Origin of the sequence: Spirosoma oryzae, from assembly GCF_003002825.1 — a bacterium.
Taxonomy (GTDB): Bacteria; Bacteroidota; Bacteroidia; order Cytophagales; family Spirosomataceae; genus Spirosoma; species Spirosoma oryzae.
In genome coordinates, this window is record NZ_PVTE01000019.1 from 18,404 (window position 1) to 33,066 (window position 14,663).

17 protein-coding genes are annotated in these 14,663 nt (G+C 54.7%); 10 read left to right on the forward strand and 7 right to left on the reverse strand.

Translation table 11 applies throughout. The features are described from left to right. On the reverse strand, positions 1-837 hold the full coding sequence (gene pyrF, locus CLV58_RS19730) for an orotidine-5'-phosphate decarboxylase (RefSeq protein WP_106139555.1): 837 nt from the start codon (positions 835-837) through the stop codon (positions 1-3). A gap of 134 nt (positions 838-971) precedes the next feature. Between pyrF and rfbC the strand changes: the two genes are divergently transcribed. Next, the gene (gene rfbC, locus CLV58_RS19735) at positions 972-1,517 is read left to right on the forward strand and encodes a dTDP-4-dehydrorhamnose 3,5-epimerase (protein WP_106139556.1); all 546 of its coding nucleotides are present in this window, start codon (positions 972-974) and stop codon (positions 1,515-1,517) included. A 155-nt stretch (positions 1,518-1,672) separates the two neighbouring features. On the opposite strand, the gene CLV58_RS19740 is transcribed toward rfbC, so the two are convergent. Then, positions 1,673-2,365 (reverse strand): type 1 glutamine amidotransferase domain-containing protein, encoded by a 693-nt coding sequence (locus CLV58_RS19740; RefSeq protein ID WP_106139557.1) that lies wholly within the window; start codon positions 2,363-2,365, stop codon positions 1,673-1,675. Positions 2,366-2,603: 238 nt separating this feature from the next. On the opposite strand from CLV58_RS19740, the gene CLV58_RS19745 reads away from it, so the two are divergent. After that, the gene (locus CLV58_RS19745) at positions 2,604-2,999 is read left to right on the forward strand and encodes a hypothetical protein (protein ID WP_106139631.1); all 396 of its coding nucleotides are present in this window, start codon (positions 2,604-2,606) and stop codon (positions 2,997-2,999) included. A 138-nt stretch (positions 3,000-3,137) separates the two neighbouring features. Here the strand turns inward: CLV58_RS19745 and CLV58_RS19750 are convergent, their stop codons facing one another. Both CLV58_RS19750 and CLV58_RS19755 read right to left on the reverse strand, forming a co-directional pair. Beyond that, positions 3,138-4,172 carry a DUF6807 domain-containing protein gene (locus tag CLV58_RS19750; protein ID WP_106139558.1) on the reverse strand — a complete coding sequence of 345 codons (1,035 nt, stop codon included), beginning with the start codon at positions 4,170-4,172 and terminating at the stop codon, positions 3,138-3,140. A 113-nt stretch (positions 4,173-4,285) separates the two neighbouring features. Continuing rightward, complete coding sequence (locus CLV58_RS19755) at positions 4,286-4,903, reverse strand: LEA/WHy family protein (protein WP_106139559.1); 618 nt, start codon at positions 4,901-4,903, stop codon at positions 4,286-4,288. 294 nt (positions 4,904-5,197) lie between these two features. On the opposite strand from CLV58_RS19755, the gene aat reads away from it, so the two are divergent. The 7 genes from aat to CLV58_RS19790 all read left to right on the forward strand — a co-directional run bounded on the left by aat (position 5,198) and on the right by CLV58_RS19790 (position 9,573). Continuing rightward, a complete protein-coding gene (gene aat / locus CLV58_RS19760) occupies positions 5,198-5,827 on the forward strand; it encodes a leucyl/phenylalanyl-tRNA--protein transferase (RefSeq protein ID WP_106139560.1) in 630 nt (209 codons plus the stop codon). A gap of 25 nt (positions 5,828-5,852) precedes the next feature. After that, positions 5,853-6,887 (forward strand): glutamate 5-kinase, encoded by a 1,035-nt coding sequence (gene proB / locus CLV58_RS19765; RefSeq protein WP_106139561.1) that lies wholly within the window; start codon positions 5,853-5,855, stop codon positions 6,885-6,887. Further along, a complete protein-coding gene (locus CLV58_RS19770; protein WP_245882389.1) occupies positions 6,856-7,188 on the forward strand; it encodes a hypothetical protein in 333 nt (110 codons plus the stop codon). The genes proB and CLV58_RS19770 overlap by 32 nt, the downstream gene beginning before the upstream one ends. Before the next feature lie 38 nt (positions 7,189-7,226). Then, positions 7,227-7,598 (forward strand): toxin-antitoxin system TumE family protein, encoded by a 372-nt coding sequence (locus CLV58_RS19775; protein ID WP_106139563.1) that lies wholly within the window; start codon positions 7,227-7,229, stop codon positions 7,596-7,598. Continuing rightward, a complete protein-coding gene (locus CLV58_RS19780; protein ID WP_106139564.1) occupies positions 7,595-8,845 on the forward strand; it encodes a glutamate-5-semialdehyde dehydrogenase in 1,251 nt (416 codons plus the stop codon). Before CLV58_RS19775 ends, CLV58_RS19780 begins: the two co-directional genes overlap by 4 nt. Positions 8,846-9,026: 181 nt before the next feature. Beyond that, on the forward strand, positions 9,027-9,245 hold the full coding sequence (locus CLV58_RS19785) for a hypothetical protein (RefSeq protein WP_106139565.1): 219 nt from the start codon (positions 9,027-9,029) through the stop codon (positions 9,243-9,245). Next, positions 9,235-9,573, forward strand: coding sequence for a type II toxin-antitoxin system RelE/ParE family toxin (locus tag CLV58_RS19790; RefSeq protein ID WP_106139566.1), 339 nt, complete (start codon positions 9,235-9,237; stop codon positions 9,571-9,573). The genes CLV58_RS19785 and CLV58_RS19790 overlap by 11 nt, the downstream gene beginning before the upstream one ends. Before the next feature lie 56 nt (positions 9,574-9,629). On the opposite strand, the gene CLV58_RS19795 is transcribed toward CLV58_RS19790, so the two are convergent. The 3 genes from CLV58_RS19795 to CLV58_RS19805 form a co-directional block, all read right to left on the reverse strand. Next, positions 9,630-10,205, reverse strand: coding sequence for a hypothetical protein (locus CLV58_RS19795; RefSeq protein ID WP_106139567.1), 576 nt, complete (start codon positions 10,203-10,205; stop codon positions 9,630-9,632). Positions 10,206-10,313: 108 nt separating this feature from the next. Next, positions 10,314-11,288 carry a hypothetical protein gene (locus CLV58_RS19800; protein ID WP_106139568.1) on the reverse strand — a complete coding sequence of 325 codons (975 nt, stop codon included), beginning with the start codon at positions 11,286-11,288 and terminating at the stop codon, positions 10,314-10,316. A 134-nt stretch (positions 11,289-11,422) separates the two neighbouring features. After that, positions 11,423-13,405 (reverse strand): alpha-amylase family protein, encoded by a 1,983-nt coding sequence (locus CLV58_RS19805; RefSeq protein WP_106139569.1) that lies wholly within the window; start codon positions 13,403-13,405, stop codon positions 11,423-11,425. Positions 13,406-13,512: 107 nt separating this feature from the next. Here CLV58_RS19805 and CLV58_RS19810 point away from each other — a divergent pair, with 107 nt between their 5' ends. Continuing rightward, on the forward strand, positions 13,513-14,637 hold the full coding sequence (locus tag CLV58_RS19810; RefSeq protein WP_106139570.1) for an NAD(P)/FAD-dependent oxidoreductase: 1,125 nt from the start codon (positions 13,513-13,515) through the stop codon (positions 14,635-14,637). Positions 14,638-14,663: the final 26 nt, after the last annotated feature.

Here is a 14,663-nt window from a genome sequence, read left to right on the forward strand (position 1 = left end):
TCAGGAAGTATACGCTTTCAGGTAAGTCGCCATTTCAGCCTGTAGTGCCTGTGCTTCCGCCCGCGCCCGATCGGCAAAATCAGGTCCGTCCGACGCGTAGAGAATGCTCCGCGAGGCATTGACCAGCAGTCCACCCGCTTTGGTCAGGCCACACCGCGACACGTCGGCCAGACTCCCCCCCTGTGCTCCAACGCCTGGCACGAGCAGGAAATGCTCCGGCGCGATAGCCCGGATTCGTCCGAACACCTCCGCCTGTGTCGCGCCAACGACAAACATCAGCCGGTCGGCGTCGGCCCAGGTTTTGGCCGTCTGAATAACCGTCTCGAACAGTTCATTCGTACCGTCGGGGTCGGTAGGCAACCGCTGGAAGTCGGCGCTGCCCGCATTGGACGTCAGGGCCAGCAGGATCACCCATTTACCGGGGTAATCGAGAAAAGGCGTTACGGAATCGTGGCCCATGTAAGGCGCAACCGTTACTGAATCGAAGTCAAGTCCGGTGGCCGATGGGTCGAAAAAGGCGCGGGCATACAGTCCCGACGTGTTGCCAATATCTCCGCGCTTAGCATCGGCGATCGTGAAACAATCGGCGGGGATGTAGTCGAGTGTTTTTTGCAGGCTTTCCCACCCTTTCGGTCCCTGCGCTTCGTAGAACGCAATATTTGGCTTGTAAGCCACGGCAACGTCGGCGGTGGCATCAATAATTGCTTTGTTGAACGCGAACACCGGATCGGGTTCGGACAGCAGATGGGCGGGCAGTTTGCGCGGATCGGTATCAAGACCGACGCACAGGTAGGATTGCTTTTTGAAAATCTGATGGCTCAGTTCGTCAAATGTCATGGGCAGTGGGCAACGGATCGGGGTGTAAATATTCCGCAAAGGTAGACGGTCAGGCATGGCCTGCGCACTTTTTCGTAGTTTTGTCCGGTAACATCATTTTTATCAAACTCGTAGGTCACGTACATTTTTCCACTATGCAAGTTCGGCACACCGCCATCGATGGCCTGATTGAACTGATTCCCCGCGTATTTGAAGACGAACGCGGTTACTTTTTCGAGTCGTACAACAAGCCGTTGTTTGCGTCGCTCGGCCTGCCGATGGATTTCGTGCAGGACAACCAGTCTTTCTCGGTAAAAGGGGTACTACGGGGGCTACACATGCAGACTGAGCCTTTCGCGCAAGGCAAACTGGTTCGGGTGTCCAGCGGTCAGGTGCTCGACATCGCCGTCGACCTGCGCCCCGACTCGCCTACGTTCGGCCAGTACGAAACATTCCTGCTGGATGCCAAGCTGGCCAATATGGCCTACATTCCTGAAGGCTTCGGACACGGTTTCGTAGCCCTCGAAGACAGCATTTTTACGTATAAGTGTACGAACGTGTACAACAAAGCGTCGGAGTCGGGCATTATCTGGAACGATCCCGACCTGAACATCGACTGGGGCGTCAAAGACCCGCTCGTTTCCGATAAAGATCAGCAGCTACTTACCCTGCGCGAAGTATTTCCGCATGTAGCGATGTAAGGTTCGGTTTACGGTGGTTGACGCGAGGTGTAGCCTGGACCTCCAGGTCCGGGTGGACGCGTAGCGGCCAAATAGCTGCCGCTTACAGGAGTTGGCCTGACGGCCACCCGGACCTGGAGGTCCAGGCTACACAAGACGCGTCAATCACCGTAAACCTATTTTTCATACATCTCCTCCAGCACCTTCCGCCCTACTTTGCGGGCCGATAGCGGATTTTGACCGGTCACGAGCCGGTCATCGACTTCGATATGGGACAGGAACGGAATCAGGCCCTTGCTATACAGGCAGTTCTTTTCCCGTAGCTTGTCTTCCAGCAGAAACGGCACCTGATCGTCGAGTCGGGCTATTTTTTCCTCCACATTGGAAAACCCAGTAAGCTGCCGATTGCTAATCAGCGCCGTTCCGTCGGACAGGGTTACGTTTAACAAGCCGCTAACCCCGTGCCCCACGGCCGCGACCATCCCCCCCCGCTCATAAATCTGCCGGACGATAGCCTGTAGTGCTTCATTTTGGGGGAAATCCCACATGCTGCCATGCCCGCCCGCCAGGTACAGAATCTGGTATTGACTCGGATCGACGTCATTCAGGCGGATTGAGTTAGCCAGTTTGGTCTGAAACGTTGGGTTGTGCGTCCACTTTTCGTTAGTGGTGTCGCGCCGGTCGACACTTTTTTCGTCAATAGAAACCACGCCCCCTTCCGGACTAGCCAGGTCATAGGGCAAGTTCCGGTCAGCCATTTCATCGCAGAAGTGAGTTACCTCACTCAGCCAGAGTCCTGTTTTTTGCGAACGCAGCGGGTATTGCGTGTGGCTGGTGCAGACAATCAGCACCTTATAAATCGGGTCCATACCGCAAGTTACATTTTTTACCGCCACCGCTATATGATTGCCCTTCCACCGATTAGCCGATAGCGGGCCAGGTTAGCCTACATACTAGCGGCCTCCGATTAAACCCACGCCCTCCGACATACTCTAACCATTGGAACAACAGCTAATCAACAAATTAAAATTTTACAATTTTTCGTATTGGCCCAATTTTTCAGACATAAATTGTATATTCGTCTATAATCCGTACTGTACAATGACCATGAAAAACGTTAGTTATGAGTCAATGAAAGCCGAGCATGCCTGGATGGTTGTCTCGGATCAGCTTCAGCAACGCAATAACATGCTTGGGCGGAGCATTTCTCACCTGGAACGCTTCCCGGCAGAAACGCGCATGGCGGGTCGGCTGACGATTTTGCGGTATCACCTGAAAATGAGCCTTCGTCAGCTTACACAGAGTGTTCATCAGCCGACACAGGCCACCGCCGACGCGCAGATTCTGGCCCGGCAGTGGCAGCACGTTCACCAACTGTTTTTCCTGCTGCGGCAGATCGACACGGAATTGGGGCGGGCACTTGACGAAAGCCTGACGCTACGCCACTGGCAGGACGCACAGAACGCCCGCGTTTATCGGTCGGCACTGGTTTGTCTAAATTAAACCTGAATTGAATAAATCCGGGGAATCCACTGGCCAACTACGCCTGACCGACGTGACTGGTTTCCCCGAAAAAGTCAAAACCCGGCTACTTAAACCGTAGCCGGGTTTTGACTTTTTGATCCAATCGCCAATAAAGCATCACCGGGAGAACTCGGCAACCTGTTTGGTTACAGCAGTCTCATCAACGTTGCCAGACTGAATCAGCAGGCGGTGGCGGAAGGTGACGGACTTGCCCGCCGGGAGCGTGTAATTCAACGCGGGCTCTTTACCACTGCTCAACACCGACCGACCAAGCGGATTAGCCGCAAACAAGCCGTAGCCACGGGCGTGCCAATACGTCGGATAGTCAACGTTTTTGGGGTGGTCGAACAAGACGACCGAAATTGGCTCGCCCTCGACGGTTCCCGAGAGACTCATCCAGTTGCCACGCGTTCCCCAAACGGCATCGCCCGTCACGCCTTCGCTGCTCCGGTACATACCCGTTACCCCTTCGTTGTTCATCACCGGCACTTTTGTTTGAACGCCCTGTGCATCCGTGAAGAGTTCCGGCTTCGTCGAGGGTTGCTCCAGTTGCCGGGCCATCCGTAGCGCAATCATGCCTTCTTTATTGTCTTTGAACAGCACATCCTTACCGTCGGCTTTCAGCGTTGTTATGCGGTCGATTGTACGACTGGCAGCATCCCCCCGGAAGACGTAGGTCGTTGTTTCTTCCAGCATCCGCTTCCCGTCTTTGTCGAGCCAATCGGCCGTAACTGTTAGTTCTGCTTTGTCTTTGCCGCTCTTCATCGACTTGACGCCCGTATGTACGATGGTACCGAACGGCCCCTTGTGCTCCGGTCCGATGTCGATCGAATTGTTCCAGAAGTCATGCCCATTGACGTCGCCGTAGTTGAACCACATGCCAACGTGGTGCGGGTGATCGACGCGTTCGCCGGGCCGGGGATCGAGTGGCCAGCCCCGCGTAATAAAGTGCCCCCCTGCCGACTGAATGGGGTACAGCACCGGTTTTTTCAGCACGTCGGGACCGGGGTAGATGTAGGCCGTGAACGGTTTTCCATCGACGGTCACGCTGACACGTTTGTCCGCTTCGGCATGGGTGAGTTGAATACGGTTCTGCGCCAGCATGGGTGTGGCCATACTCAGCAGCAAGCAAACGGAAAAAAATTGGCGCATAGTGAATCGGTTAAGGAACGGTATGAGCCTAAAAAAGCCCCGGCTGTAAAAGCCGGGGCTCCTTGTTTATTACCCATAGCATTGCTCAGTGAGGGCAAGCTGCGTTCAGCGATCTAGCGCCCCGTCAGTATCTTGTTCGTTACATCCTGATCGATCGTGATGTAGCCGGGGTAGTTGATTTGCTTGCTGCCCAGGTCCAGCGTCGGCTTGATCCGGATAGTCAGCTTTGAGGGTTTGGTATCGGGCGAACCGGCCAGGTTCTGCACCAGTTGCGTGAAGGCATCGCGGGTTTGCGCGTCGGTGAGTAGTTGGTAGGCGTTGGTGTTGAGCCGCACCGGCACCACTGTTCGTCCACCACCCGGCTGTACTTCAATTCGCTGATTCAGAAAACCGTTGAACAGTTCCCGTCCGGCCAGCAGCACTTTGTATTCCAGCTGATTGATACCCGCCAGCTTATTGGTCGGGTTTACGATTTGCAAGTTTAGCCGGGCATCAAGCGGTATGTTGCGGGTCAACAGTCCGGCGGCCAGTCGGGGATACTTCACGGGGTCGAGGTCTTCGATCTTGCGCAGCTTTTGTACGTCGATGCCTGACAGGTAAATACTGTCGGCGGAAAGAATGCTATAGCGGCAATCGCCAAGGGTTTTAGCCTGCGAAATCTGTTTATTGATACCGCAGCTGGCCAGCAGCAGTGGTAGAGCCAGCAGGCTCAGGACAAGTACTTTTTTCATGGTTTGCGTGAATCGTTTCGTGGTAAACGTTCGACAGGGGGCAAAGGGTTTGGTTTAATTACGTTTCACAAACACCAGTTACGCCAGAACGTGTCGCGTTACCGACTGGCTTTCTACCCGCAGTCTGATAACGTATAAAGAAACCGTTTATCGAACAGCTGCAACAGGCGCACGTACTTTGACGGGTTTCTCGATCTGACTATTAGTCAACTGGCAACAAACTTGCACCGTACAGACGAAGGAAAGTCGCCTTTTTTTTATAATATTTGTCAGCAAGGTGTATTCCGTGCGATGATGAGCAAACTGACAGCCGACGAACTGATTTACGGGTATATCAACGGTATCTTTCCGATGGCTGACGCTGACAATACACTCTACTGGTACGCGCCCGATCCGCGTGCCATCATTCCCATCGACACCTACAAACCCGCCCGCTCGCTGCGCCCCGTGCTGAACCAGAACCGGTTCGAGATTCGGCTCAACACGAAATTTGAGCAGGTAATGCGGTACTGCTCCTTCCCCCGCTCGCCCGATGACAGCACCTGGATTTCAGATGAGATCGTTCAAGCCTATACCGACCTGCACCGAATGGGACTGGCGCATAGCGTCGAGACGTACCAGAACGACGAACTGGTCGGTGGTTTGTACGGTGTGTCGCTGGGGGCAGCCTTCTTCGGAGAATCGATGTTCCACCGCGTCAGCGACGCGTCGAAGGTGGCGTTTCATTACCTGATTATGACCTTGCGGCAGCAGCGGTTCGAACTGCTCGACACGCAGTTTATCAATGACAATGTACGGCGATATGGGGCTATCGAAATACCCAAAGCCGATTATCACAAGCTGCTGAAAGCGGCCCTGCGCAAGAAAGCCCGCTTTACCGAGCCAATTGTCGAACATCTGTTTCGCGACCGTCCGACCAGCTGACGCCGGATGCTGTATCTTTGCGGGCATGAGTAAGCCCGTTCTCGTGCTTAAATTCGGCACGGCCTCCATTACAAAACCGTCTGGTGAACCCAATGAACCGGTCATGGTCGACATTGCCCGGCAGGTTGCTACCTTACATCCACACTACCGCATTGTGCTGGTATCGTCGGGCGCGGTGGGTGCCGGGAAAGCCCGTATTCGCGACTATCGGGGCGACATTACCCAGCGCAAGGCCGCTGCCGCCGTCGGGAATCTGCTGTTACTGAATCAGTATTCGCGTTTTTTTGCCATCTACGGTATTCACATTGCCCAAAGCCTGTGCGAACGGCAGCACTTCGCCAACCGCGACCAGTTTCTGCAACTCAAGCAGACCTACGAAGAACTGTGGGCCAATGAGCTGATTCCGATTGCCAACGAGAACGACGTTGTCAGCAGTCGCGAATTGAAATTCTCCGACAACGACGAACTGGCCACGCTCATTGCCGTTGGCTTCGGTGCTGAGGTGCTGATGCTCTGTACGTCCGTTGGCGGGCTGCTCGACGCCAACAACCAGATTATCCGGCGCGTAGAGCAGTTCGATGAGCGCATATTCGGGGTGGTACGGACCGACAAGTCATCGTTGGGACTGGGGGGCATGGCCTCGAAACTGACGTTTGCCAAGCTGGCCACGCGTATGGGTATCCGGGTCGTTATTTTCGGGTTGAACGAACCTGACAGCCTGCGCCGGGCCTTACTGGGTGAAACGGGAACAGCCTTTCCGCCCAGCGCCAGTGCCCTGAGCGCCCGTAACCGCTGGCTGGCGAGTGGCTCGCTGGTCGTGGGCCGAATTCAGGTCGATGCCGGGGCCGTACGTGCCCTGACGCAGCGCCGGAGCCTGCTGGCAGTGGGCGTCCGATCGATACTCGGCGAGTTTGCGGCTGGCGAGATGGTCGAGATTCTGGACGAGCAGCAGACGCCCGTAGCGGTTGCCCGCACCCGTATCTCGTCGGAGCAGCTTCAGCAACAGCTTAACCAACAAAACGTTGACGTTGCCAACGCCAGCGATATTGTACTTTTGTGACGATAAAGAATCACCAGTAAATGCGCCGATTATGGTACAGGTAAGCAAACAGGCCGTACAGCAATGGATGCTGATTGACTGTATGGCAAAAAAAAATCAGTACGAAGAAAAAATTAACCACTTCGAAAAAAAATACGGTAAACCATACAGCGAATTTGAACAGCATATTGAAACAACTGATCAGGAAGTTTTCGAAGAGTGGGATGATTATATAGACTGGGGAGCCTATGTCGAATTTCTTGCTCACGTAAACGAGACGATTCGCGAAATAAAGCTGGGTAACATTCAGATGGAAGCCTAACTCACTGACACCGTCCTCATTACGGCTACATCATTTGCATGACTAATTTGCTACCTGACTTGCTGTTCGATCAGTCAATCGTCAGCTCGTTCACCGTTCTGGAATACGTCCCGTCTGATCTGGATTTTCTACTAAAATTACGTATCACACTCACAGATCAATCTGCCTTGTTTACGCACGAACGTATCCTTCGGGGTGTCAGAAACTATTCGTTCCATTGGCAAACAATGGACAATCGGGCAATCATGCGCTGGGATAATGCACCGCATCACCGTCAGATTACCACGTTCCCGCACCACCTGCACGATTACCGGTCAACGCCTGAAACGGTAGGTGACAGTCATAACATTACGCTGACGGAAGTTTTGGACTACATCAGCCGATACCTGAATCAACCCACCAAACCATGACGTCCATAACCCCACTCCTACAGGCAACACAACAGGCCGCTGCGGCCGTTCGGCGGCTTAGCCCAAGCCGTAAAACCGGACTACTCAACCGGATTGCCGATGTACTGATCCAGCACAAAACCACCGTACTGGCCGAGAATCAGCACGACCTCGACCGGATGCCTCCGTCCGACCCGAAATACGACCGGCTCAAACTCACGGATGCGCGTATCGACGGCCTGGCTGCCAGTCTGCGCGATGTAGCCGTGTTGCCCGACCCGGCGGGGGAAGTGCTGATCGACCGGACAATTGAGCAGGGGCTACAACTTAAAAAGATTGCGGTGCCGCTGGGCGTTGTAGGGGTGATTTACGAAGCCCGCCCCAACGTGACGATCGACGTAGCATCGCTCTGCCTGCGGTCGGGTAATGCCTGCGTGCTCAAAGGCGGCAAAGAAGCGGATTCATCCAATCGGTATCTCGTCGGTCTGATTCAATCGGTACTGACGGAGTTCGATGTGCCGACAGCCGCCGTTACGCTCCTCCCCCCCGACCGGGCCGTAGTCGCGGAACTGCTCACGGCAACCCGCTACGTCGACATTATCATTCCACGTGGGTCCGATGCGCTCATTCAGTATGTTCGCCAACATTCACTCGTACCAACGATTGAAACCGGCGCGGGTGTCTGTCACGCCTACGTCGAAGCGTCGGCCGATCTGGATAAGGCTGTAGCGATTGTCGTCAACGGTCGAGTATCGCGGCCGTCAGTCTGTAATAGCCTCGACTGTGTGCTGGTCGACGAAACGATTGCTGCCCGGTTTTTGCCCATGCTGGTCGATGATTTCCAGAAATGGAACGTCGAGGTGTTTGCTGACGAATCGTCATACGCCATTTTCAAGCAGGCAGGTTACGCGCAATTACAGCACGCGCAACCCAACGATTTTGGCCGGGAGTTTCTGGATTATAAATGTGCCGTAAAGGTTGTATCGGGTATCGAGGAAGCGCTTTCGCACATTCAGGTGTATTCGTCGCGGCACTCGGAAGCCATTTTATCGCAACGTCAGCCATTGATCGACCAGTTTCTGCGGGAAGTCGATGCAGCCGCCGTTTACGCCAACGCATCGACCCGTTTTACGGATGGCGGTGTATTCGGATTAGGTGCGGAGATCGGCATATCGACGCAGAAACTGCACGCCCGTGGCCCGTTTGCGCTCGAAAAACTGGTCACCGAGAAATGGATCGTCATCGGCGATGGGCAGGTTCGGTGGTGACCCGATTTTCATTGCGGCCCTATCGAGCTGCCGAAGTGCTAAAGATGACATTTAGCCGTCGGTAGCTGCACAGTTCGCCTGTTTAGCATACAACCAACGGAAAAGTAAAGCTTACATTTACACTCAGGCCGATCAGGGCGTGACTGAGCTGAAAATTCCTAAAACGCCGTATCTTGCTCTTATGAAAATCGTCCTCGACATTCCAGACGACCAGTTCAGCTTCGTCATGAAACTGGTCCGCAACCTGACCTTTCTCAAGGCTACGCCCCTGCCTGCGGGAGCCTCGAATGAAAAGGCCCTGTTTCTGGCTGAATTTGGAGAGTCTATTGACGAACTGAACGACGTGCTAGCCGGAAAAACGCAGGCCGCTGATGCCTACTCGCTGCTCGATGAGTTATGAGATCAAGCGCCTGCCGACCTTTGATCGGCAGGCCAAACGACTGGCTAAGAAGTACCCATCGTTGAAAACAGACCTACGGACTTTATTCGATTCATTGCAGCTCGACCCTACGCAGGGCACTGCCATCGGCAAAGGATGTTACAAAGTACGCATGGCCATTGCCAGCAAGAAACAAGGTAAGTCAGGTGGTGCTCGGGTAATCACTTTCGTTAAGATCACTCAGGACGCTGTTTACCTATTGGCACTTTATGACAAGTCGGAAAAGGAAACGTTGACAGCTGGCGAGCTAGAAACGTATCTGGAATTGATTAATGAAACAACCGAATAGTCTTTTCCAACTGCTCATCTTACTTTGCTTCGGTAACGAATCAAGTACTTCGTATGCTACTGCACTGGTGAGAGTGGTCGAAACCGGATCTTTAAGCCGTAATCTTTTCCTTTCGAGACATCTTTGAGCGTCACCTGTGCGCCATCGGCACCTGTCCAGGTCGTTGTTCCATCGGCGGTCTTTGGCTGCCCGTACCGGGTTGTGAAATAAGGCGTCAGTTCCTGCTGATAGGTCGTTACGGAAGGCTTACTGTTTAGAAACAAGTCGACGTCGATACCCGACACCTTGTCGTTTTTCCGGTAATACAGCATGTCTGCCGATTCCAGATTCTTGAATTCGACGGTGTAGCCGACATGATTGGTATCCTGCTCAAATGGCTTCTCAGGCTCATGTTCGGCCACGGCGGTAAACGGGTCGCCGAGATTAATACCCCGCCAGTGGCTGTCGCGGGTTAGCCCCAGATTGGCCAGTTGGGGCGGCATCGGCTCGGGTACATAGTCGGTAGCCGGGTCGACTTTATTTGTGACAGCTACCGAGTCAGCCGTCTGTGTACTCTCCTGCTTTTTCGACTGGCAGGCCAGTTGTGTGACTATCAAACCTGCAAACAACAGGATACCGTAACAGTGCTTCATATGTGGGCTGGCAACGCATGACCAGTCGCAAACTTACGATGAATTCGTCGTGGTAGTGATATGCGAATCCGTTCAACGCGTATCTGTGGCCAGCTACCTGTTCGTCGACTACAACGCCGGGCGACGTACGGGCAACCATCGGGGCATCGGCAGGCGAACAACCAGCCAGAAACCTGTGCTTGCCAGCAGGGCCATACTCAAACAGGACAGATCAGCCACGGTCAGGTACAAAGCGTCGGGAACGTCGAATACGTAATAGCCGGGGTAGCGGTAGCTGTCGGCATACCGCTGTAGCGTCGCCGAATACACCCGACCCGAGGTAAGCTCCAGAAATGTCGTCAGGATACATAACCCTAACAAACTCACCAGTAGCGTGTTCAGCATCCGAACAATCAGTCGTTGCCAGCGCCACAGCCCCGTCCCCAGCAGTACGGAACCCATCAGCACCAGCCAGCGACTACTTTGTTCCAGCCACTGCTCCGGCCATACCGACGCGTAATAGCGAACCAGCGCTTTGTACTCGCTGTCGAGCCAGTACTGCGCAGCCACGGACCGTTTATGGCGAAGTGTTCGGTGCTTGGTCTCATACACGTTCACCTGCTCGGAGACAGGCATGGGGTAGTTCCGGTTAGCCTGTATCCATCGACCAAGCTGACCGGGAACGTTCAGCACCAGCAACGCGATCAGTAGCAGCACCCAGCGGGCTCGCACAGTTACCATTGCAATTAATAACGTCCCGGCAATGGTCAGACTCAATAGAGTGGTATCGCCCGTCAGCAGATAATATGCGATGGCCATTACGCTCAGCACAATCAACCAGCACCAGACAATACTATTGGCGTGTGCGGGTCGGCTTTTGAGTAGCCGCTGATAACTACGGGCCCCCAGATAGCCGCACACTATCGTCAGCACCAGCATGGCCCGGCTGGTCAACCAAAGCATCAGTTCCTCCGGCTGACTGGGCGTCAGGTCGACCAGTAGGGTTGTCTGGTAACCCAGCAGGATACCCGTGAGTCCGATTGCAAATAGCCAGATAGCCAGCATGCGCGCGCGGTGGGCCAGTGCATTCGAGACCATGTTCATTTTTTATAGTTGGGTAGTTGGCAGCCCAGTCACACTAATGACTTTGGGCTACCAAAGCTACACTTTTTTGCAGTCTATACCTTTACCGGATTGCTAGCTATTTTTTTTGATTATACGGTAAAAAAAGCTGGTTATTAGTCAGTTTCGCCCTGACGCCAGATTCGGCAACCAACCTCTTCGAAGACGACGTTCCCAACAGGCTCCAGGCCGGGAATAAAGGCAGGCAGTTCACCCGATAGCGCCACCGCGAAGGTATAGCCCGTTGGCGCGACGTGCGTCCAGGCCAGTACGTTCGTTTGCCGGTCGGGACCAATCAGCCATTGGGTAGCTTGCCCGACGATAGCGGGCCAGATCAGTTCGGCGAAGGCGCGTATCCGGCTGATGGCTTCGAACTGCGCGGCATTCTGTCCCCACTCAAACGGCCCATGCGTAACCTTGTCCGGTTGCCGGTCGTCGCCGATCTGAAATACATATAGTTTGGAATACTCTTCATTGGCACCCCGCTCCAGGTGCAGATTCCGCACTTCGAAGCCAAGCCCGATGTAGCTGGGCATGTCCGTGAGAAATAAGGCGGTGAAGTAGCGAAACAAGTTTCCTGTGCGGTAAAACTCGTCGAAACGGGGATCGTCTTTATCGGCCGTGATGACCGTAAAGTTAGGGGCAAACCGGCGCGTCTTCAGCAGCTGATAGTACCGGTTCAACTGCTGACTAAATTCGGGGTCGGTCACGACCATCGATTGCAAATCACCCAGTGTCGAGTCAGCGTCGATCGCGTCGAGGTGATCGTTTTCATCGCCGTAGCCCATCACGCCCGGCGGAGCCAGAAACGTTTCGGCGAAGAAACCGAAGTACGGCACGCCCGCCTGCTGCACATAGTGCTTGATGGCCCGCAGCGGATCGTAGTAGCCCAGGTCACCGGTCAGGTCGATCGGGGCACCCTGCGGACGCATCTGCACATGGGCCATGTCGCCCCGCATAAAATCGAAATTATACGCTTTCTGGCAGTCGGCCACCTTCTGGCAAATGTATGTCCAGGCGGGCTGATTCGGCTTGTCGAAATCCAGTTCCCAGTCCTGGTTGTCGTTTTTCGACTCGTAGAACCGATAGCGGGCCAGCGGTCCGAATACGCGCGACATGGCTTCGGGTTTGTCGAAGGCGTATTGATACCAGGTTTGCCCGTATTCATCGACCGTAAAGTCGTCGGCGTCGATGTGAATACCGCGATACGGGGGTGCCATCGTCATCGGCAGCGTCTCGAAACCCTGGCTGGTCAAATGCCGGATCAGCTGAATGCGCCGGTATAGTCGTCCACCGTAATCATGCGGATAACCAAACAGAATCTGTGACCGCTGTTCGTTGGACATCATCGCCAGATCGGTTGAAAAGAAATCCTCCCGTGCAAACGAAATCGGCGACCCATCGGCGGCCCCGGCCGACCGGAGAAACTGCCAGATCGACTCCTCCACGTATCGGTATACGAAGCTGCTGTGGTCGGCCAGTGTATCGCCATCCCGCCGAACCCACTCAAACAGCGATGGGTTGGCCAGCACCATCTCGGAAAAGCGATCGGTGTGCGGGATGACGTCCATGCCTACCGTGCGCCCCATCGCGTGCAGCAGATTGACGACCGCCCGTAACTGCTTCTCTACGGTATCGAGCCCCGGTACGTACCGCGCCAGATCGACGTCGAAAAATTCGGGATTAATCTGCCAGCTTACCATGCCATATAAACTCCCGACAACGCCCGGCTCCCAGATCGGCAGCAGGTGGATACTGTCGTGGTGAGCCGGTAGCGTCAGCGTGTAGCCGATCACGCGCCAGAACGAGCCAATCGTTCGCACGTTGATACCGACCATGTTACTTTTCTTCAGCCACGTGCTGTCGGGCTGATTACTCACAGGACTGGCAATGGTTTGCTGCGGATCGAGGGCCCGGCGAAGCGTATCGTTGCCCAACCGCTTGTGCAGCATATCCAGAATCTGGTATACCGATAATTGAACAGCCGTCTGGGGCGGTAACCGGTCGATGTAGGACGTTCGACCAGTCTGATAGTCCGCCGTGTAGGTGGCGTAATTTTTCTGCCAGCGATCCTGTAAGTCAATCATATCATAAGTCATATGGCAAATGTAAACCGCTTTTCAGAAAACCAAAGGCCTTACTCGCTTGTCCTATGCATAGAGCAAATCAGCCGATTGATAGCCTACTTTACTAACCTTAACTGGACATGATAGATGCAGACGTAGTTGTGGTCGGCGGTGGCCTGGCAGGCCTGGTAGCAGCCCTTGAACTAGCGCGGGCCGGGCACGCGGTAACACTGGTTGAGCGAAAAACGTATCCTTTTCACCGCGTCTGTGGCGAATACATTTCCAACGAAGTACGGCCATACCTCGAATCGCTGGGCGTCGATCTGGCGGCACTTGGCGCTGTTAAAATCAATGAGTTTGTCGTCTCGTCACCGTCGGGTCGGCAGATAGCGGCCCCACTCGACCTGGGTGGTTTTGGCCTTAGCCGGTACCGGCTCGACCATACGCTGTATGGGCTGGGTCAGCAGGCGGGCGTTCGTTTTGTGACCGGCCTTGCCGTCGATGATATTCGCTATCAAAACAACCAGTTTACCGTGACACTCAGTGACGGACGTGCCGTTCAGTGTCGACAGGCAATTGGAGCCTTCGGTAAACGATCGCGGCTGGATAAAACGCTTGGCCGGGCGTTTATGCAGAAACCGTCGCCGTATGTGGGCATCAAATACCACGTTCGGATGGACTTCCCGCGCAACCAGATTGCCCTGCACAACTTTTCGGATGGCTACTGCGGCATGTCGGCCATAGAAGATGACGCGTATTGCATCTGCTACCTGACAACGCGCCGGAACCTGCGGCAACACGGCAACATTCCGGCGATGGAACGGGCCATTCTTTACCAGAACCCGCATCTGAAAGCCGCCCTGTCCGACGCGGTTCATCTCTACGCCAAGCCAGAAGTCATCAACGAGATTTCGTTCGCACCCAAAAAGGCCGTCGAAAACCATATGCTGATGGCCGGCGATTCGGCCGGACTGATTACGCCCCTGTGCGGTAACGGTATGGCGATGGCCATTCACGGAGCCCGGCTTGCCAGCCGACTGACCAGTGCCTTTCTAGCCGGCCAGTTATCGCGTCAGGCGATGGAAACGACTTACCAACGCGATTGGTCAGCGCAGTTCGGCCGACGATTGTGGGTAGGTCGTAGCATCCAGAAGCTGTTCGGTAGTCCGCTGGTGTCTGAACTGGCCCTGACGGCTTTTTCCGTCGTGCGCCCGGCCCTGCGGCAGGTGATGCAGCAAACCCACGGCGAGGTAATTGCGGTGTAGCTCAGACCACTTGGTCTGGAGGACGC